Raw genomic sequence first — 18,963 nt, 5'->3', positions numbered from 1 at the left:
ACCTTTGTTTCAAGCGACCTTGCGGGTGAAGAGCACCCAGTCATGTTTCCTGCTGTCTTCGAAGAGCGGTACGGCCTCGGCGCGCGTCACCTCTTCGAAGCCGTTCCTCTTGTAGAGCGCCTGCGCCTTTTCATTGTGGCTCTCGGTGATCAGGCTCACCGGCGCCGCGCCGGCGCGTATGAATTCGTTTCCGAGCAGTGCCCGGCCAATCCCCTTGCCGCGATGCGCGCTGTAGACGCCGAGGCTGTCGATGAACCAGTGGCCGACAATCTCGCTCTGAAGGGCAAGCAGCGGCCCGAGCACCGGATGCTTCGGCTCGATGTCCCGCACCGACGCATCGATGCCATAGGACACCGAAACGCCAACGATCTCTTCTTCGAGGACGGCGACCACCGCGTCGCGCCACGTCCCCAAGCCCTCATCCTGGCGCAGCCGGTTGCGGCCGTGTTCGAAAGCGGTATCCGCCGATCCGCTCAAGACGCCGCCGTACCACAGCCACGAGGCAAAGCCGTGCGAGGCGACATCGACGAGGACCGCCAGTTCCGCCGCCTCGCTCCGTTGTGCGGGTCTCAGGGTTGCGACAGCCGCCATCGTCAAAGCCCGAGCATCATCCGGACGACCGGCTCCACGCCGCGACCGATCGCGCGGGTATTCTCGGCGTCGAGATGCACCCCATCGAGCGGCGTCGTCCCGGCGACCGAGCCGGCGTCGAAGAAACCGCAATCGAGCTCGTCGGCGAGGTCGCGATAAAGCGACGCCAGCATCGCCGACTGCTCGACGCCGCCGGCAAACATGGCGGCAAAGGCGCTATCGGCCGTTTCGCAAATCGGTGGAGGCGAGACGATCAGGATACTGGGCCCCTCCTCCGTTTCCGTCGGCCAGTCGTGCTTGCGAACCAAATTGACTAGGCGCTCGATGCCCTTGACGGCGCCGAAGGCCGTGCCATGGATTATCGGCTTCATGTCGTTGGAGCCGAGCATGAAGACGACGAGATCGAGCGGCGCGTGGCTGTGCAGCACGGTCGGCAGGACGCGCGCGCCGTTGCGGTCGCAATCGGCGAGATGATCGTCATAAGCGGTCGTGCGGCCGTTTAGCCCCTCGGCGATGACGTTGACGCCGACGCCCAGCGCTTTCTGAAGCAAGGTCGGCCAGCGATCTTCCAGGGGATGGCGACCCGCGCCGCTCGCGTCATAGCCCCAGGTCAGACTGTCACCATAGCAAAGGACTGTCTTCATCTGCCCACTCGCATGTCAGGGAGAGGACGGACCGGCGTTATGCCGGTCCGGTTCGCATCAGACGAGCATGCCCATCGGGTTTTCGATGTAGCGCTTGAAGGCACCGAGCAGTTCGGCGCCGAGCGCGCCATCGACGCAGCGATGGTCGGTCGAGAGCGTGACGGTCATCATGTTGGCGACGACCATCTCCTTGTTCTTGACGATGACGCGCTCCTCGCCGGCGCCGACCGCGAGGATCGTCGCATGCGGCGGGTTGACGACGGCTGCGAAGTTCTTGACGCCCATCATGCCCATGTTGGAAACCGCGGTGGTGCCACCCTGGTATTCCTCGGGCTTCAGCTTGCGCTCCTTGGCGCGCTTGCCGTAGTCCTTCATCTCGTTGGAGATGGCGGACAAGCTCTTCAGCTCCGCCTGGCGGATGATCGGCGTGATCAGCCCGCCCGGGATCGACACGGCAACGCCGACATCGGCATGCTTGTGCTTGACCATGTTCGTGTCGGTCCAGGACACATTCGCATCCGGAACGTCGCGCAACGCCAGCGCCAGCGCCTTGATCACCATGTCGTTGACCGAGAGCTTGTAGACCGGCTTGCCGTCCTTCTCGGGTGCAGCGGCGTTGAGCTGGGCGCGCAGCGCCAGCAGCGCATCGAGCTGGCAATCGAGGGAGACGTAGAAGTGCGGGATCGTCTGCTTCGATTCCTGCAGGCGCTTGGCAATCGTCTTGCGCATGCCGTCATGCGGGACGAGCTCGTACGAGCCCGGCTCGAAGAGCTTGAGGACGGCGTCTTCCGACATGCCCTTGGCGAGCGGTGCCGCGGCCGGTGCCTGAGCGGCAGCCGGTGCTGCGGCCGGCTTGGCGGCGCCACCGGAGACCGCGGATTCCACATCCTTCTTGACGACGCGGCCGTAGGGGCCGGTACCGGCAACTGCGGAGAGGTCGATGCCCGCTTCCTTGGCAAGGCGACGGGCGAGCGGCGAGGAGAAGACGCGCTTTCCGTCGCCCCCGGCGGCGGCCGGCGCTGAAGCTGCGGCCGGAGCGGTCGGGGCCGCGGCCGGCGCAGGTGCTGCGGCAGGCGCTGCCGGAGCAGGTGCCTCTGCCTTGGCGGCGGACGCCGGCGCGGCGGCGCCATTGCCCTTCGCCGCCGTTGCGACGTCCTCGCCATCGGCGGCCAGAACCGCGATCAAGGCATTGACCTTAACGCCTTCGGTACCGGCCGGGACGACGATCTTGGCGACGGTGCCCTCATCGACGGCTTCGACTTCCATCGTCGCCTTGTCGGTCTCGATCTCGGCGATGACGTCGCCGGACTTGACCTTGTCGCCTTCCTTGACCAGCCACTTGGCGAGATTGCCTTCTTCCATGGTCGGAGAGAGGGCAGGCATTGTGATGTTGATTGGCATTATTGTCCCTCCCGAAACGAAGTGGCGACGGCTAGTTCAAGCTGCTGTCCACCGATCGATTTTCCAATTGTCCATGCCACTACGAAGTTGAACGCTACGAAACCTGCAAGCAGGCCAACTATCGAACCGCCCCACGTATAAATCGGCGCAAGTATCTCCGAACGCACACCGGCGAACCCGCCAATAAACCCCACAATGAAGCCGAAAACCGCACCCGCTACTGCACCAGTCAGCAAGCAAAGTAAACTCGATTTCCAATAGAGCGACCAGGCAATACGCCTGGTCTCCTTCAGAGTTGCCATTGCCACCCCCTGCTTATTTGTAGCAGACGGCTTTCACCGCCTCGACGACCTCGGCGACGTTCGGCAGAGCGAGCTTCTCGAGGTTGGCCGCATAGGGCATCGGCACATCCTTGCCGGCGACGGTCAGGATCGGCGCGTCGAGATAGTCGAAGGCCTGCTGCATGACGCGGGTGGCGATCTCGGTGCCGACGGAGGACTGCGGGTAACCTTCCTCGACGGTGACCAAGCGACCGGTCTTCTTGACGGATTCGATGACGGTCGGCAGGTCCATCGGGCGAATGGTGCGCAGGTCGATGATTTCGACATCGATGCCCTGTGCCTCAAGTTCGGCGGCGGCCTTGACCGCATAGGTCATGCCGATGCCGAAGGAGACGATGGTCGCGTCCTTGCCGACGCGGTGGATGCGGGCCTTGCCGATCGGCAGGACGAAATCGTCGAGCTTCGGCACTTCGAACGACTGGCCGTAGAGGATTTCGTTCTCGAGGAAGATCACCGGGTTCGGATCACGAATGGCGGCCTTCAAGAGGCCCTTCGCGTCCGCCGCCGTATAGGGCATGACGACCTTCAGGCCGGGAATGTGGCTGTACCAGGCGGCATAGCACTGGGAGTGCTGGGCGGCGACGCGGGCCGCAGCACCGCTCGGACCGCGGAAGACGATCGGTGCGCCCATCTGGCCGCCGGACATGTAGAGCGTCTTGGCGGCGGAGTTGATGATATGGTCGATCGCCTGCATGGCGAAGTTGAAGGTCATGAACTCGACGATCGGCCGCAGGCCGGTCATCGCCGCGCCGACGCCGATGCCGGCAAAGCCATGCTCGGTGATCGGCGTGTCGACCACCCGGCGCGGGCCGAATTCCTGAAGCAACCCTTGGGTGATCTTATAGGCGCCCTGATATTCGGCAACCTCCTCGCCCATGACGAAGACGTCGTCATTGGCGCGCATTTCCTCGGCCATCGCGTCGCGCAGCGCTTCGCGGACGGTGGTCGTCACCATTTCCGTCCCGGCCGGAATGGCGGGATCGGACGGGATTTCCGCCTTCGGCTGGGCCGCGACGGGGGCCGCGGCCGGCGCCGGAGCTTCGGCCGCTGCCGGCTTCGGCGCTTCCGCCTTGGCGGCGGGGATATCGCCGGCGGCTTCGCCGTCCTGGAGCAGCACGGCTATCGGCGTATTGACCTTGACGCCTTCGGTGCCGGCGGCGATCAGCAGCTTGCCGATCGTGCCCTCGTCGACGGCTTCGACTTCCATCGTCGCCTTGTCGGTCTCGATCTCGGCAATGACGTCGCCCGAGGCGACCTTGTCGCCCTCGTTCTTCAGCCACTTGGAGAGCGTGCCTTCCTCCATCGTCGGGGAAAGGGCAGGCATGAGAATTTCTACTGGCATATTCGTCCCTCCCCGGATCAAAGCAGGATGTCGGTATAGAGCTCGGCTACATCCGGCTCCGGATCAGACTGGGCAAAATCGGCGCTGTCGGCGACGATGTCGCGAACCTCCTTGTCGACCTGCTTCAGTTCGTCCTCGCTCGCCCAGCCCTTTTCGACGAGGCGGGCCTTCACCTGCTCGATCGGATCATGCTCCGAGCGCATCTTCTGCACTTCATCCTTCGAGCGATATTTCGCCGGATCGGACATCGAGTGGCCGCGATAGCGATAAGTCAGCATCTCCAGGATGATCGGTCCCTTGCCGGAGCGGCAATGTTCGACAGCCTCGTCGGCCGCAGCCTTGACGGCGCGCACATCCATGCCGTCGACCTGATAGCCCGGAATGCCGAAGGAAGCGCCGCGCTGCGAGAAATCGGTCTGCGCCGAAGCGCGCGACACGGAGGTGCCCATCGCGTATCGGTTGTTCTCGACGATGTAGATTACCGGCAGCTTCCAGAGCGCCGCCATGTTGAAGCTCTCGTAGACCTGTCCCTGGTTGGCGGCGCCGTCACCGAAATAGGCGAGGCTGACATTGTCGTTGCCGCGATACCTGTTGGCAAAGGCAAGGCCGGTGCCGAGCGATACCTGCGCGCCGACGATGCCGTGACCGCCATAGAAATGCTTTTCCTTGGAGAACATGTGCATCGAGCCGCCCTTCCCCTTGGAAAGACCGCCGCGGCGACCGGTAAGCTCGGCCATCACGCCGCGGGCGCTCATGCCGCAGGCCAGCATATGGCCGTGGTCGCGGTAACCGGTGATGACCTGGTCGCCCTCTTTCAGCGCCAGTTGCATGCCGACGACGACCGCCTCCTGACCGATATAGAGGTGACAGAAGCCGCCGATGAAGCCCATGCCGTAAAGCTGGCCGGCCTTCTCCTCGAAACGCCGGATCAGCAGCATTTCGCGATAGGCCTTCAATTCATCTTCCTTGGAAAATTCGGCGATCGTACCGCCGGCGAAGTCCTTCTTGGACGTCTTGGCAGCGGCCTTGCGGCTGGAGACGGACGCGGTTTTTCGCGGAGCCATTCATTCCTCCCAATGGTTAGCCTTTGGTGGGCTACCATAGGGAAAGAAGAGCGCCGCAGCAATGCCATATTTGCATGGCTATCATTCTGTGTAATGCACTGATTTTAAATCATTATTTTTAGTTAACTGAATTTCAGTTAATTCGCCGGGCGGTGAAAAATAACGATCTCATCGCTGCGCGACATGTTGAGCGCGAGGCGAGCCTTCTCATCCAGCATGTCTCTTTCCAACGAACCGTCACTCATCAGTTCGACCTCCTTTTCCAGGATTTGCCGCTTCTGAGTAAGCTCGTCCAGCCGTGCCTGCCGCTCGGCGATCTGGCGATCAAACTCCTCCGTCGCCCTCAAGCCGTAACCGCCATGGATCGAATGATAGCCGAAGTAGGATAGAAAGGCGACCGCGATCACCGGCACTACCAGCCGCCCCAGTCTCCGTTTCTTGTGATGCCGTGTCCACATCGTCAATGCCCTGCTACGCAATACCAAGGCAGACTAGCGTCGATTGATTAACCGACCGTTGACCATGAACGGCAAGGAAAGGGAAACCCGCCGGCCGTGAGGCGGGCGGGTTTTGGATACTAAATCGTCGATCGAGATGTGGCGGATCGCCCCTCTCCTCGGGTTTAACCCGAGGACTAACCCGCTCCCCGCTCGCGGGGAGAGGGGACTGAGGCGGCGCGGCATCTCCCTTCTCCCCGCAAGGGGGAGAAGGTCGCGGCAGCGGGATGAGGGGCCGCGCGGTAGCCAGACGTCTTTTGCTTAACCGCGCAGGATCGAGCGGCCCGCATATGCCGCCTGCAGGCCGAGCTGCTCCTCGATGCGGATCAGCTGGTTGTACTTGGCGAGCCGGTCGGAACGGGCCAGCGAGCCGGTCTTGATCTGACCGCAATTTGTGGCGACCGCGAGATCGGCGATCGTCGAGTCTTCGGTCTCGCCGGAGCGGTGCGACATGACGGCGGTATAGCGGGCCTTGTGCGCCGTCTCGACGGCATCCAGCGTTTCGGAAAGCGAACCGATCTGGTTGACCTTGACGAGGATCGAGTTGGCGACACCCATCTTGATGCCGTCACGCAAGCGCGCCGAGTTGGTGACGAACAGGTCGTCGCCGACAAGCTGGCACTTGTTGCCGATGAGGTCCGTCAACGCCTTCCAGCCGTCCCAGTCGTCTTCGGCCATGCCGTCTTCGATCGAGATGATCGGGTACTTTCCAGCGAGTTCGGCGAGGTATTCGGCCATCGCGCCCGGCTCCAGCGTACGGCCTTCGCCTTCGAGCACATACTTGCCGTCCTTGAAGAATTCGGTCGAGGCGCAGTCGAGCGCGACATACATATCTTCGCCCGGCTTGTAGCCGGCCTTCTCGATCGATTTCATGATGAAGTCGAGTGCTGCCGGAGCCGAGGCGAGACCCGGCGCGAAGCCGCCCTCGTCGCCGACATTGGTGTTGTGGCCTTCGGCGGCGAGCTGCTTCTTCAGCGTATGGAAAACTTCCGAACCCATGCGGACGGCGTCCTTCAGGGTCTCGGCGCCAACCGGCATGATCATGAATTCCTGGAAGTCGATCGGGTTGTCGGCATGGGCGCCGCCATTGATGATGTTCATCATCGGAACCGGCAGGAGATGTGCATTCGGGCCGCCGACATAGCGGTAGAGCGGCAGGCCGGCAGCTTCCGCGGCGGCCTTGGCGATGGCAAGCGACACGCCGAGAATAGCGTTGGCGCCGAGGCGCGACTTGTTCGACGTGCCGTCGAGCTCGATCATCGTCTTGTCGATCTGGATCTGGTTCTCGGCGTCGAGACCGCCGATCGCTTCGAAGATCTCGCCGTTGACGGCGTCGACGGCGCGCTCGACGCCCTTGCCGAGATAGCGGGTACCGCCGTCACGCAGTTCGACTGCTTCATGCGCGCCGGTCGAAGCGCCCGAGGGAACGGCGGCGCGGCCGAAACTGCCGTCTTCGAGATGGACATCGACCTCGACGGTCGGGTTGCCGCGGCTGTCGAGAATCTCGCGGCCGATGATGTCGATGATTGCAGTCATGATCTCTTCCCTGCTTGTGGACGATGATAATGGTGGGCCTGTCTTAATTCATGGCCCTGAAATTACAATGGCGCGCCGGTGGCAATGTCCCGAGCGGCATCGCAGTTCATGAATATTTCATGCGCCGGCTTCAGGCCTTGGATATCGCGTCGAAGGCGAGCAGCTTTTCGAGGAGACGCGGCATGTCCTTGAGCGGCACCATGTTCGGGCCGTCGGAGGGGGCGCTGTCCGGGTCCTCATGCGTCTCGATGAAGACGCCGGCGACGCCGACAGCGACAGCCGCACGCGCCAAGGTCTCGACGAACTCACGCTGGCCGCCCGAGGAGCCGCCCTGCCCGCCAGGCTGCTGCACCGAATGGGTCGCGTCGAAGACCACGGGCGCGCCGAGCCCCGCCATGATTGGCAGCGAGCGCATGTCGGAAACGAGCGTGTTGTAGCCGAAGGACGCGCCGCGCTCGCAGAGAAGCACGTTCGGATTGCCGCTCATGGTGAACTTGGCGAGCACGTTCTTCATGTCCCAGGGCGCGAGAAACTGGCCCTTCTTCACGTTGATCGCGCGCCCTGTTTTCGCCGCCGCGACGAGCAGGTCGGTCTGGCGCGACAGGAAGGCCGGGATCTGCAGGATGTCGATGGTCCCGGCGACTTGCGAGCACTGTTCTTCCGTATGGACGTCGGTCAGCACCGGAAAGCCGAATTCGCGCTTGAGATCGGCAAAGATCTCCATCGCCTTCTCAAGGCCGATGCCGCGCTTGCCGGAGAGCGAGGTGCGGTTCGCCTTGTCGAAGGAAGACTTATAGACAAGGCCGAGACCGAGCGACTTGCAGAGCTCGGCGAGCTTGCCGGCCATCATGAAGGCGTGCTCGCGGCTCTCCATCTGGCAGGGGCCGGCGATCAGCGTCAGCCGCTCCTTCTGCGAGAATACCACCTGGCCGATACCCTCGCCGACGACGACCCTTGCATTCGTTTCCATTGTCACACTCCAAACGCGAAAATCACCCCCTGCCCCGGCGCTTCCGGAACAATGAGGCGTCCGCCCATTTCTGCAAATTCGATATCGTTCTGCGCAAACAGCGCGCGGGTCGCCTCGAGATCGGTGACGCGGAACACCACGGCACGGCCGCGCAGGCCGCGTTCGGTCGCGCTGACGGGGCGCCCGTAGAAGGCCTCCATCCCGGCAGGGTTCATGACCGACAGCTTGGCGCTGCCGGCTTGGATGTCCATCCCGAAGGAATGGGCCGAGACCTCGCGCTCATCGACGGCTTCCTGCAGCAGATACTGGAAGTCCGTCGGATTGGGCTCCGAAAGAACGACTTCGGCAATGCCGACCACACCATTTTCGTGCTTGTGCAGCGCGCTGTCGACCGGCAGGGCGCGAATACGCTGGCAACTGAACAGGAAGAAATCCGGCGCGCGCAGATCCGCGGCGAAGGCCAACCGGAAAGAGCGGAGCCCTTCGCGTCCGTCCGGCAGACGCATGGGCCGCGAGAATTCCAGCATCTCGCCGCCGGAGATGCCGCAGGACCGGTAGCGGATGTGATCGGTGGCGGCATCGGGCGTCCCGAGCACGATTGCCGATAGGCCTTCGGGGCCCTGCCGAAAGCGGAACGCGTGGTCGCGCGCGACAAAGGCATTTCCGGCGAGCGCAGCAGCCTCGCACTCCTCGCGGGAGGCTATGGCGAGCGGCTCCAGATAGGTATTGTCAGGAAAGAAGACGCAGGCGTTTTCCGTGCCGAAGGGATGGCGTGCGTCCTCGGCAACCGTGAAGCCGAGATCGGCCAGGCGCCGCCTTGCCTGCCCGAGTTCCGCCACCGGCAGCACGAGATGATCGAGCGGGCGGGCGGTGCGCGTGGGCAGGTTCATGGCGGTTTCCCTGATGACCGGTTTGCCGCTGTTTGCAACTTTTGACGGCCGATTGCAAGCGCGGCGGTCGTAGGGCGGCGATCAACGCTGATGAGTATCATTCAAACGGTTGTCGAGGAGACGTGGAGCGTGCGTCTTGCCCATCTCCCCCCTTGTGGGGGAGATGCCCGGCAGGGCAGAGGGGGGTGCTGCCGGCTACCTCTAAACTGCTGATTTATCCCAGTCTGGGCCCTGCTCAGCTCGATAATCCGGTCCATGGTCGATGTGGGGGCGTGTTCGCCCCCCCGTGCGGTCGACGCCTCTGCCCTGCCGGGCATCTCCCCCACGGGAGATTGGCAGGACGCACGCTCCTCGCCTCCACTCGCCGGCAACGTAAAGGAAGAGCCTTCGCCGCCGGGTGCTGAACAGTGCCAGCCTACACGAGCCGCGACTGTTCGAGCGCCGCCTCGATGAAGCTCGCGAACAGAGGGTGCGGCTCCAGCGGGCGGGACTTCAGCTCCGGATGGTACTGCACGCCGATGAACCACGGATGGTCGTTGTATTCCACAGTCTCCGGCAGCACGCCGTCCGGCGACATGCCGGAGAAGACCAGGCCGCAGGACTCCAGGCGATCCTTGTAGTCGACATTGACCTCGTAACGATGGCGATGGCGTTCGGAGATGTCGGCCGATCCGTAGATGTCGGCGATCTTGGTGTTCTGCTTGAGTGCAGCGCGATAGGCGCCGAGGCGCATCGTACCGCCGAGATCGCCGGCGGCCGAGCGTTTCTGCAGCTCGTTGCCCTTTACCCACTCGGTCATCAGGCCGACGACCGGTTCCTTGGTGGGGCCGAACTCCGTCGAGGAGGCCTTATCGATACCGGCGAGGTTGCGCGCGGCTTCGACTACCGCCATCTGCATGCCGAAGCAGATGCCGAAATAGGGCACCTTGCGTTCGCGGGCAAAGCGCGCCGCATTGATCTTGCCTTCCGAACCGCGCTCGCCGAAACCGCCGGGAACGAGAATGCCGTGGACCTTCTCGAGATAGGGCGCCGGGTCCTCCTTCTCGAAGATCTCCGACTCGATCCATTCGAGCTTGACCTTGACGCGGTTGGCGATGCCGCCGTGATAGAGCGCCTCGATCAGCGACTTATAGGCATCCTTGAGGCCGGTATATTTGCCGACGATCGCGATCGTCACTTCGCCCTCCGGCGTGCGGATCCGGTGAGCGACATTCTCCCAGGCTTCCATACGCGGCTTCGGTGCCGGCTCGATGCCGAAGGCGGCGAGCACTTCGTTGTCGAGCCCTTCCTTGTGATAGGCGATCGGCACGTCGTAGATCGACGCCACATCGAGCGCCTGGATCACGGCCGATTGCCGCACATTGCAGAAGAGCGACAGCTTGCGGCGCTCGGCCTCCGGAATTTCGCGATCGGCGCGAACGAGCAGGATGTCGGGATGGATGCCGAGCGCCTGCAGTTCCTTGACCGAATGCTGGGTCGGCTTGGTCTTCAGTTCGCCCGCCGCCGGAATGTAGGGCATCAGCGTCAGGTGGACATAGACGGCCGTGCCGCGCGGCAGGTCGTTGCCGAGCTGGCGGATCGCCTCCATGAAGGGCATCGCCTCGATATCGCCGACGGTGCCGCCGATCTCGCAGATGACGAAATCGTAGTCTTCATTGCCTTCGGTGACGAAGTTCTTGATCTCGTTGGTGACGTGCGGGATCACCTGGACCGTCGCGCCGAGATAGTCGCCGCGGCGTTCCTTGTCGATGATGTTCTTGTAGATCCGGCCGGTGGTGATGTTGTCGGTCTTGGTCGCCGAACGGCCGGTGAAGCGCTCGTAGTGGCCGAGATCGAGGTCGGTTTCCGCCCCGTCGTCGGTGACGAACACCTCGCCGTGCTGGGTCGGGCTCATGGTGCCCGGATCGACGTTGAGATAGGGGTCGAGCTTGCGCAGCCTCACGCGGTAGCCACGCGCCTGCAGCAACGCTCCAAGAGCGGCCGCAGCGATGCCTTTTCCGAGGGAGGAGACCACGCCGCCAGTGATGAATACATATCGCGCCATGGGAGTCACCGGATACCTTTTCACAAACGATTCCGCCACCGAAAAAATTCGTCTTCCCGAATTTTTCCGTTTTTTGCCGCGGCAGATTTCACACAAAACAAAACCGGCGGATGAAACATCCGCCGGCGGGTTCTTCTGAACTTCGACCTTATTGGCCGCTCGGAACCTGCGATCCCGTATTGCCGTTGGCCGGCGCGGCCGGCTGAGCAGCCGGAGCCTGAGCGGGCTGAGCCGCGCCGTCAGCCGGAACCGTGTTGTTGGCGCCATTGCCGGACGCCGGAGCCTGCGTGTTGCCACCGGCCGGTGCCGGCTGGCCGCCGCCGAGCGAATCCAGCACGCCGCCGCTCGAGCTCGTGCCCGGAATACGCTCGAGGATGTCGGTCGCCTGCGGCTCGTAGCGCGCCAGGATACCCATCGCAAGTGCCAGGCCGAAGAACAGCACGGCGAGAACCGCCGTCGTGCGGGTCAGCGCATTGGCCGTGCCACGGGCGGACATGAAGCCCGAACCGCCGCCGATACCGAGACCGCCACCTTCGGAACGCTGAATGAGGACGACGCCGATCAGGGCGACGACGACCATGAGATAGATGACGAGGAGTACGGTCTGCATCAGCTTCCAGTCCTGCCCTCTGCGGGGCATTCGAATCGAACGATCGCGGCCACGTAACGGGCCGCGGCCAAATTTCGCGCCTCTTTATACCAAGCAGGCGGCTATTCCAAGCCCCCGCCGGACCCGCGCGCCGGTCACGCAGTCAATTCTTCATAGGCCCCGTAGATGGCGAGGAAGTCTTCCGCTTTCAAGCTGGCGCCGCCGATCAGGGCGCCGTCCACATTGGCGACGCCCATCAATTCCGTGGCATTGGAGGGCTTGACGGAGCCGCCGTAAAGGATCCGCATCTTGCCGCCTTCCGAACCAAAGCGGGAGACGAGTTCACGCCGCATGAAGGCATGCGCCTCCTCGACATCTCCGACGGTCGGCGTCAGGCCCGTACCGATCGCCCAGACCGGCTCATAGGCGATCACGGTGTTCTCAGCCGTCGCGGCATCTGGCAGGCTTTCGGCGAGCTGGCGCTTCAGCACGTCGAGCGTCTTGCCGCTCTTGCGCTCTTCTTCGGTCTCGCCGATGCAGACGATGGCGACGAGCGCCGCGGCGTGCGCGGCTTCCGTCTTCGCCCTGACCAGCGCATCGGTCTCGGCATGATCGGTGCGGCGTTCCGAGTGGCCGACGATGACGTGCGTGCCGAAGCAATCGGCGATCATCTCGGCGGAAATCTCGCCGGTATGGGCACCCGACTGTTTCTGGTGGCAGTCCTGGGCGCCGATCATCAGCGGACTGTCGTCGCAAAGCGCGGTCGCAACATAGAGCAGCGTCGCCGGCGGGCAGATCAGCGTCTCCACCTTTGCGGAAAGTGCGCCCTTGACGCCTTCGGCCATCGCCTTGATCTGGTCCAGCGATGCACGCGTGCCATTCATCTTCCAGTTGCCGGCAACCAGCGGGCGGATATCGGGCGTCATGAAACTTCCTCCGGGATCAGGGCTCTCGGGCAAGCGGCCTAGCAAATCGGTCGGGCAAATGAAAGCACCCGCCCGCAGATTCCGGGCCGACCCAACGGCAGGACAAAGCGGGCGAGTTGCGCTATCGATGCCCGATGCCGCCTGGAATGGATGCAACGTTCCGAATAAAACCCAGGCTTCGGGCGTCTCATGTCAGCAGACTGCCCACCGGCAAGGCAAACGAATTGGTCGTTCGATGCTGCGCAACAGCGAGAGTGGTTTCGGAAGCGTAACGATCGTCCTGCACTGGACGATGGCGCTGCTGATCCTCGGTCTGATGCTGATCGGCTTCCTCATGCGGCGCACCGAAATCGACCCCGCACTGCAGTTTTCGCTCTACCAATGGCACAAGTCGTTCGGCTTCACCGCTCTGGGCCTGGCGCTCGTGAGGGCGATCTGGTGGCTGGTAGAACGCAGCCCGCCGCCGGCCCCGGGGCTCCGCCCGTTCGAACATGTGGCGGCAGGCGAAGCGCACCGTATGCTCATCATCCTCGGGCTCGCAACTCCTCTAGCCGGCTGGGCTGTCGCTTCCGCCTCGACGTTGAACATCCCGAGCTTCTACTTCAACATCGTCGTCGTTCCGCACCTGCCCGTGCCGCAATCGGAGAGCTCCGAAGCGTTCTGGGCCTTTGCCCACGCATTGCTCGCCTATGCCATGCTCGCCCTGGTGGTCGTCCACGCTGCAGCAGCGCTTTACCACCAATTCATTCGAGGCGACGCGGTGCTGAAACGCATGCTGGGCGCCGGCTCTCGGCCGAGCGATGCAGACGCAGCCGATGTTCGAGAAGCAATGAAGCCGCTGCCGGAAGGAAATGATTCATGAACGCTCCACGCACTCTCTCACTGAAGGCAGCCCTTCCATTGGCCTTGCTCGCTGCCGCTCTACCTGTGGCCGCAAAGGCTGCGTCGCTCGCCGACGCAGCCGGCAGCTACAGCATCGCAAGTTCCTCCCGCATCCAATTCAATGTCGGGCAGACAGGTGGCGGCGGTATCGCCGGCAACTTCGCGAAGTTCTCCGGCAGGTTCCGGATAGACGGCGGCAATGTCGGGCGATCGTCGGTCGAGTTCACGCTCTATCCGGAGAGCGTGAGGGCGAGAGAGCGCCGAATCGAGGATTTCCTGCGTTCCAGCGCGGTCTTCGATACGGCCAACTATCAGACGGTGACCTTCCGTTCCACGAGCGTGACGCAGACCGGGCCTGACAGCGCAACCGTCGAGGGTGCGCTGACGGCGCGCGGCAAGACACGCAAGGAGCGCTTTGCCGTCACGCTGACCGATTGGAACAAGGGTTCGATCTCCTTCACCATCCGCGGCAGCATCCGCCGTGCGCCCTACGGCATGGACGTCGGCACGCCCATCTACTCGAACGTGGTCGAGTTCGACATGGACATAAAGGGAATGAGGCGCTGACCGTTCTCAGCAGTTGAGCGCGAGCGCGGTGCGCTTCCAGAAATCCGAGACCAGGGCCGGATCGCGCAATGCTTCGAGCTTTCGCCACGACGGGAAGGACGCCTGGAAAACATCAGGGCCCATGCGGAGATCCTTGCTTGGATTCACCGCGCCGCCGACCTCGACGACAATCCGGTCGAGAGCATCGAGCAACTTGACGGTCGCTTCACCTTGATTGGCGAAGTCCAAGATCAGCGAGAAACCCGGCCGAGGGAAGGAAAGTAAGCCTCGGGCTGCAGTGTCTCCGAAACGATGCACTGTCGTCAGGAAAGAGGCGTGGCCGTGTTTGCGGGCAGTCTCCAGGAGCCGGACCGTGGTCTGCTGGGCATTCTCTACCGGATAAACACTTTGGTGCTGGCAAGGACCCTGCGGCCCGTAAAGCCGATGCCAGGCACCGAGCCGGTCGAGCGGATGGAAGTAGGACGTCCACTTTATCGTCGAAACCGTTTCCCCCGGCACCTCCCTGCGAAAGCGGTACTCGTTGAGCGCCTTCAGCGTCAGGGAATTCAACGGATTGAACGGCAGAGACAGGGGCAATGAGAGCTTCAGCCCCTTGGGTACGTCCGGATATTCGCAGGATGCATCCGCATGGTCCCCAGCCCAGAGCACACCCCTTCCTGTACGTCGGCCCCCCGCGAGCTGATCGATCCAGGCGACGGAATATTCGTGCTCTTCGCCGACGCGATCGACGAGCGCGAAATATTCGTCGAGGTTTTCGAAACGAATCGCGTGTTGTTGGACATGCGGCGACGGAACTTTCATCAGCCGCAGTTCCACGTCGAGGATCAGTCCCGTCAGGCCCAGGCCGCCGATCGTGGCGGCAAAGAGCTCGGCATTCTCGTCGGCAGAGCAGACTAGGCGCTGGCCATCCGAGCGCAGCAGCGTCAGGCGCCGGACATGATTGCCGAAGGAGCCGCGGGCATGATGGTTCCGGCCGTGCACGTCATTGGCGACGGCCCCGCCGACGGTAACAAAACCCGTGCCCGGCGTCACGGGCAGGAAGAAGCGGTGCGGTATCGCCTTCACGAGAATTTCACGCAATGTGACACCGGCCTCGCAGGTCATCACCCCGGTTCCCGGATCGAAGGTGAGGATGCGGCCGTGCCTGGCGCTGTCGACCAGCGTGCCGCGATCCGTGCGGCAGACGTCGCCATAGCTCCGCCCGTTGCCGAAGGGGAGATAGGCCATGGGGGCGACCGCGCCGAGCCGGTCCTCGTAGTCATCCGGCGAGATGGCGCCTTCAGGCCGCTTGTCGAGCCGCCCCCAGCTTTCAAACTTTTCCATGCTAATTTTCCAAAATGCGGCCCGCGCTCTCGGCTATCGATCAAGAATCCAGTTCAACGCATCCCGCCAGTCGGTCATGCGCACCGGCGTCCCATGCGACCCAGTCTCAAACAACACGAAGCGAGCGGGATAGTTCTTGCTGCGCACCGAACGATAGAGTGCAACCTGTGCCTCGGCCGGATAGACGCTGTCGTTGCTGCCATGGCTGAAGAACATCGGCAGCCTTGCCTTGTAAGCCGCGCTCTCTTCAAACGCGGGGTCGGCGACGCCGCCCATCACCATCATGCCGCCCAGCGCTGCCGTGGCCCTCTGGTCGCGCGCGATGCCCCAGCAGATGAAGCTTCCCATGGAGGCGCAGGACAGCACCACGGGCCGGCCGCCGGATCGCTCGGCGGCAAGGCGGATCAGCGCCGCGATATCGGCGACGCCGGCCGCATCGAAGGAGCGTATGCTCGGCGCATAGTAGGCACCGCCATTGCCGACCGCCAGATTTTTGAGGCGGTTGAAATTGCCGCCAAATGAAAAATCGTTGGCGCCGAGGCGCCGGTCGCCGCCGCGCCCATGGACAAAGATTACCGTGAAGGCTGCGCCGCGATCCGGGCCGATGCGCGTCACGTCGAGAGAGCGACCACCGAGGTCGAGAGTCTCGTTGACCTGCGAACTTTTCACGCCAAGCGACAGATAGGCCCGCTTCACACGTCGCTCCGGAATCTGGTCGCGCCCGTTGATGTCCCTCAGTTCCTGATAGTCGACGACGCGGAAATCACCGCCGTCCTCCTCCCGCAGGATTGCGGGATAGCCGAACAGTGCATCCTTGTAGGGCTGCAGGGGCTTGGCTATGGCGGAGGCCGCGACGCTCAAGAAAAGCACCGCGCCTACCAGCAGTCGGACGGAAAAAACAATTGTGGACATAGACACCCGACGGGCTCCCTGGTTCGGCCCATGCCTTGCCACCGGGACATTCGCTACGCAACACTGAAGCGAGCAATTCGTCGCGTTGCCGGGCCATTCGCCCATCCGGCACATCGGAAATTCGCCTTTTGTTCGCGCTTTGCGCAAGAGTCTGGCAGAATTCCGGTGATTCGCGCGGCAAGAGATGGCGGCAGCGCTCTGCTCTTGCTATGGCCTTGCCGACAGAGACGACAGGAATGATCTGAACCACTCCATGGACGACAGCAGCGACCTCTTCTCCGCCATGCCCTTGCAGCCGAAGCCGGCCGACGCGCCGCGCAAGCCGACAGCGCCTGCCGCCGGCAGCGATGCGCCGCGGCCTACGCCGAAGGGGAGCGACGGCAGCGACTACGATGCTTCCGCCATCGAGGTCCTCGAGGGGCTGGAGCCGGTGCGCCGCCGGCCGGGCATGTATATCGGCGGAACGGACGAGAAGGCGCTGCACCACCTCTTTGCCGAGGTGATCGACAACTCGATGGACGAGGCCGTCGCCGGCCACGCCAACTTCATCGAAGTATACCTCGACGCCGAGGGCTTCCTGACGGTGACCGACAACGGCCGCGGCATTCCCGTGGAAAACCACCCGAAGTTCCCCAACAAGTCGACCCTCGAAGTGGTGATGACGGTGCTGCATGCCGGCGGAAAGTTCGACGGCAAGGCTTACGAGACCTCGGGCGGCCTGCATGGCGTCGGCGTGTCCGTCGTCAACGCGCTGTCGGACTCGGTCGAGGTCGAGGTGGCGCGCAACCGCAAGCTCTACCGCCAGCGCTTCTCCCGCGGCATTCCACAGGGTGGGCTCGAAGAGCTCGGCGAGGTGCACAATCGCCGAGGCACGAAGGTCCGCTTCCATCCGGACCCGCAAATCTTCGGCCCGCATGCCCGCTTTGAGCCGGCGCGGCTGTTCCGCATGGCCCGCTCCAAGGCCTATCTGTTCGGCGGCGTCGAGATCCGCTGGTCCTGTGATCCGTCGCTCTTGCCGGAAGGTTCGGAAACTCCGGAAAAGGCGGTCTTCCATTTCCCCGGCGGTCTCAAGGATTATCTCGCCGCGACGCTCGGCAAGGAATTCACCGTCACGCGCGAGATCTTCGCCGGCAAGTCGGAAAAGTCCGGCGGCCACGGCTCGCTCGAATGGGCCGTTACCTGGTATGGCGGCGACCAGCAGATCCACTCCTACTGCAACACCATCCCGACGCCGGAAGGCGGCACGCACGAGGCGGGCCTGCGCATCGCGCTCACCAAGGGTTTGAAGAACTACGCCGAGCTCACGCAGAACAAGCGGGCCGCGATCGTCACCACCGACGACGTGATGATCTCGGCGGCAGGCATGCTCTCGGTCTTCATCCGCGAGCCGGAATTCGTCGGCCAGACGAAGGACAAGCTTGCGACCGTGGAGGCGCAGCGCATCGTCGAGAACGCCCTGCGCGACCCTTTCGACCACTATCTCGCCGACAATCCGGGCGAAGCCGCGAAGCTTCTCGACTGGGTGATCGAGCGTGCCGAGGAGCGCGTCCGCCGACGCAAGGAAAAGGAAGTCAATCGCAAGACCGCGGTGCGCAAGCTGCGCCTGCCAGGCAAGCTCGCCGACTGCGCGCAGAACACCGCGGAAGGCGCTGAACTCTTCATCGTCGAGGGCGACTCGGCAGGCGGCTCGGCCAAGCAGGCGCGCAACCGCGCCAACCAGGCCATCCTGCCCCTGCGCGGCAAGATCCTCAACGTCGCCAGTGCCGGCCGCGAAAAGCTCGGCGCCAACCAGCAGATCACCGACCTCGTCCAGGCGCTCGGCTGCGGTACGCGGTCGAAATACCGCGAGGAGGATCTTCGCTACGAGCGAGTCATCATCATGACCGACGCGGACGTCGACGGTGCCCACATCGCCTCGCTCTTGATCACCTTCTTCTATCAGGAGATGCCGGAACTCATTCGCGGCGGCCATCTCTACCTCGCCGTGCCGCCGCTCTACCGATTGAGCCAGGGCTCCAGGACGTTCTATGCGCGCGACGACGCGCATCGCGAAGAACTGATGCGCACCGAATTCAACGGCCGCGGCAAGGTCGAGATCGGCCGGTTCAAGGGTTTGGGCGAGATGCTTCCGGCACAGCTCAAGGAAACGACCATGGATCCGGCCAACCGGACCCTGCTCAAGGTCGAGATCGACGACGTTGATTTCGAGGGGACGCGCGAGGCCGTCGACAACCTGATGGGAACGAAGGCCGACGCGCGCTTCCGCTTTATCCAGGAGCGCGCCGTGTTTGTGGAGAATCTGGATATTTGAGAGCGGCGGCGGTCATTGCCGCCGGTCTCCTTGAACCAGCACGTATTTTTTGCCCCTCATCCGGCCTGCCGGCCACCTTCTCCCCGCACGCGGGGCGAAGGGACTCGCGGCAACGCTCCGCCCCCAAGTCCCC

General features: G+C 63.4%; 18 protein-coding genes. 3 read left to right on the top strand and 15 right to left on the bottom strand.

Features of this window, described 5'->3' with window-relative positions; all coding sequences use genetic code 11:
- Positions 1-9: 9 nt before the first annotated feature.
- The 13 genes from NGR_RS17705 to tpiA form a co-directional block, all read right to left on the bottom strand.
- Entirely contained in the window at positions 10-591 is a 582-nt protein-coding gene (locus NGR_RS17705; RefSeq protein ID WP_012707845.1) for a GNAT family N-acetyltransferase, read from the bottom strand.
- A gap of 2 nt (positions 592-593) precedes the next feature.
- Complete coding sequence (locus tag NGR_RS17700) at positions 594-1,235, bottom strand: SGNH/GDSL hydrolase family protein (RefSeq protein WP_012707844.1); 642 nt, start codon at positions 1,233-1,235, stop codon at positions 594-596.
- Positions 1,236-1,292: 57 nt separating this feature from the next.
- Positions 1,293-2,636 carry a pyruvate dehydrogenase complex dihydrolipoamide acetyltransferase gene (locus NGR_RS17695; RefSeq protein WP_012707843.1) on the bottom strand — a complete coding sequence of 448 codons (1,344 nt, stop codon included), beginning with the start codon at positions 2,634-2,636 and terminating at the stop codon, positions 1,293-1,295.
- A complete protein-coding gene (locus tag NGR_RS17690; RefSeq protein ID WP_012707842.1) occupies positions 2,636-2,938 on the bottom strand; it encodes a hypothetical protein in 303 nt (100 codons plus the stop codon). The genes NGR_RS17695 and NGR_RS17690 overlap by 1 nt, the downstream gene beginning before the upstream one ends.
- Positions 2,939-2,951: 13 nt before the next feature.
- Positions 2,952-4,319, bottom strand: coding sequence for a pyruvate dehydrogenase complex E1 component subunit beta (locus NGR_RS17685; protein WP_012707841.1), 1,368 nt, complete (start codon positions 4,317-4,319; stop codon positions 2,952-2,954).
- 17 nt (positions 4,320-4,336) lie between these two features.
- The gene (gene pdhA / locus NGR_RS17680) at positions 4,337-5,383 is read right to left on the bottom strand and encodes a pyruvate dehydrogenase (acetyl-transferring) E1 component subunit alpha (RefSeq protein ID WP_012707840.1); all 1,047 of its coding nucleotides are present in this window, start codon (positions 5,381-5,383) and stop codon (positions 4,337-4,339) included.
- Positions 5,384-5,520: 137 nt separating this feature from the next.
- Complete coding sequence (locus NGR_RS17675) at positions 5,521-5,841, bottom strand: FtsB family cell division protein (RefSeq protein ID WP_012707839.1); 321 nt, start codon at positions 5,839-5,841, stop codon at positions 5,521-5,523.
- A 300-nt stretch (positions 5,842-6,141) separates the two neighbouring features.
- Positions 6,142-7,416, bottom strand: coding sequence for a phosphopyruvate hydratase (gene eno, locus NGR_RS17670; protein ID WP_012707838.1), 1,275 nt, complete (start codon positions 7,414-7,416; stop codon positions 6,142-6,144).
- Between the two features lie 130 nt (positions 7,417-7,546).
- On the bottom strand, positions 7,547-8,386 hold the full coding sequence (gene kdsA, locus NGR_RS17665) for a 3-deoxy-8-phosphooctulonate synthase (RefSeq protein ID WP_012707837.1): 840 nt from the start codon (positions 8,384-8,386) through the stop codon (positions 7,547-7,549).
- Positions 8,387-8,388: 2 nt separating this feature from the next.
- Positions 8,389-9,276 carry a VOC family protein gene (locus NGR_RS17660; protein ID WP_012707836.1) on the bottom strand — a complete coding sequence of 296 codons (888 nt, stop codon included), beginning with the start codon at positions 9,274-9,276 and terminating at the stop codon, positions 8,389-8,391.
- Between the two features lie 415 nt (positions 9,277-9,691).
- The gene (locus tag NGR_RS17655; protein WP_164924611.1) at positions 9,692-11,329 is read right to left on the bottom strand and encodes a CTP synthase; all 1,638 of its coding nucleotides are present in this window, start codon (positions 11,327-11,329) and stop codon (positions 9,692-9,694) included.
- A gap of 139 nt (positions 11,330-11,468) precedes the next feature.
- Entirely contained in the window at positions 11,469-11,930 is a 462-nt protein-coding gene (secG, locus tag NGR_RS17650; protein WP_164924286.1) for a preprotein translocase subunit SecG, read from the bottom strand.
- A gap of 134 nt (positions 11,931-12,064) precedes the next feature.
- Entirely contained in the window at positions 12,065-12,835 is a 771-nt protein-coding gene (gene tpiA / locus NGR_RS17645; protein ID WP_012707834.1) for a triose-phosphate isomerase, read from the bottom strand.
- A 235-nt stretch (positions 12,836-13,070) separates the two neighbouring features.
- Here tpiA and NGR_RS17640 point away from each other — a divergent pair, with 235 nt between their 5' ends.
- Positions 13,071-13,697 carry a cytochrome b gene (locus NGR_RS17640; protein WP_164924610.1) on the top strand — a complete coding sequence of 209 codons (627 nt, stop codon included), beginning with the start codon at positions 13,071-13,073 and terminating at the stop codon, positions 13,695-13,697.
- Positions 13,694-14,284: a YceI family protein gene (locus NGR_RS17635; RefSeq protein WP_012707832.1), complete on the top strand. Its 591-nt coding sequence runs from the start codon at positions 13,694-13,696 to the stop codon at positions 14,282-14,284. The genes NGR_RS17640 and NGR_RS17635 overlap by 4 nt, the downstream gene beginning before the upstream one ends.
- Before the next feature lie 6 nt (positions 14,285-14,290).
- On the opposite strand, the gene NGR_RS17630 is transcribed toward NGR_RS17635, so the two are convergent.
- The gene (locus NGR_RS17630; protein ID WP_432654031.1) at positions 14,291-15,613 is read right to left on the bottom strand and encodes an FAD-binding oxidoreductase; all 1,323 of its coding nucleotides are present in this window, start codon (positions 15,611-15,613) and stop codon (positions 14,291-14,293) included.
- A 27-nt stretch (positions 15,614-15,640) separates the two neighbouring features.
- Positions 15,641-16,519: an alpha/beta hydrolase gene (locus tag NGR_RS17625; protein ID WP_164924285.1), complete on the bottom strand. Its 879-nt coding sequence runs from the start codon at positions 16,517-16,519 to the stop codon at positions 15,641-15,643.
- Between the two features lie 253 nt (positions 16,520-16,772).
- Between NGR_RS17625 and parE the strand changes: the two genes are divergently transcribed.
- The gene (gene parE / locus NGR_RS17620) at positions 16,773-18,830 is read left to right on the top strand and encodes a DNA topoisomerase IV subunit B (RefSeq protein ID WP_012707829.1); all 2,058 of its coding nucleotides are present in this window, start codon (positions 16,773-16,775) and stop codon (positions 18,828-18,830) included.
- The last annotated feature ends 133 nt before the right edge of the window (positions 18,831-18,963 follow it).

Source organism: Sinorhizobium fredii NGR234 (genome assembly GCF_000018545.1).
In the GTDB taxonomy this organism is placed as follows: Bacteria; Pseudomonadota; Alphaproteobacteria; order Rhizobiales; family Rhizobiaceae; genus Sinorhizobium; species Sinorhizobium fredii_A.
The sequence above is the reverse complement of the archived record's forward strand: the minus strand, read 5'-3'. Positions and strand labels throughout refer to the sequence as shown.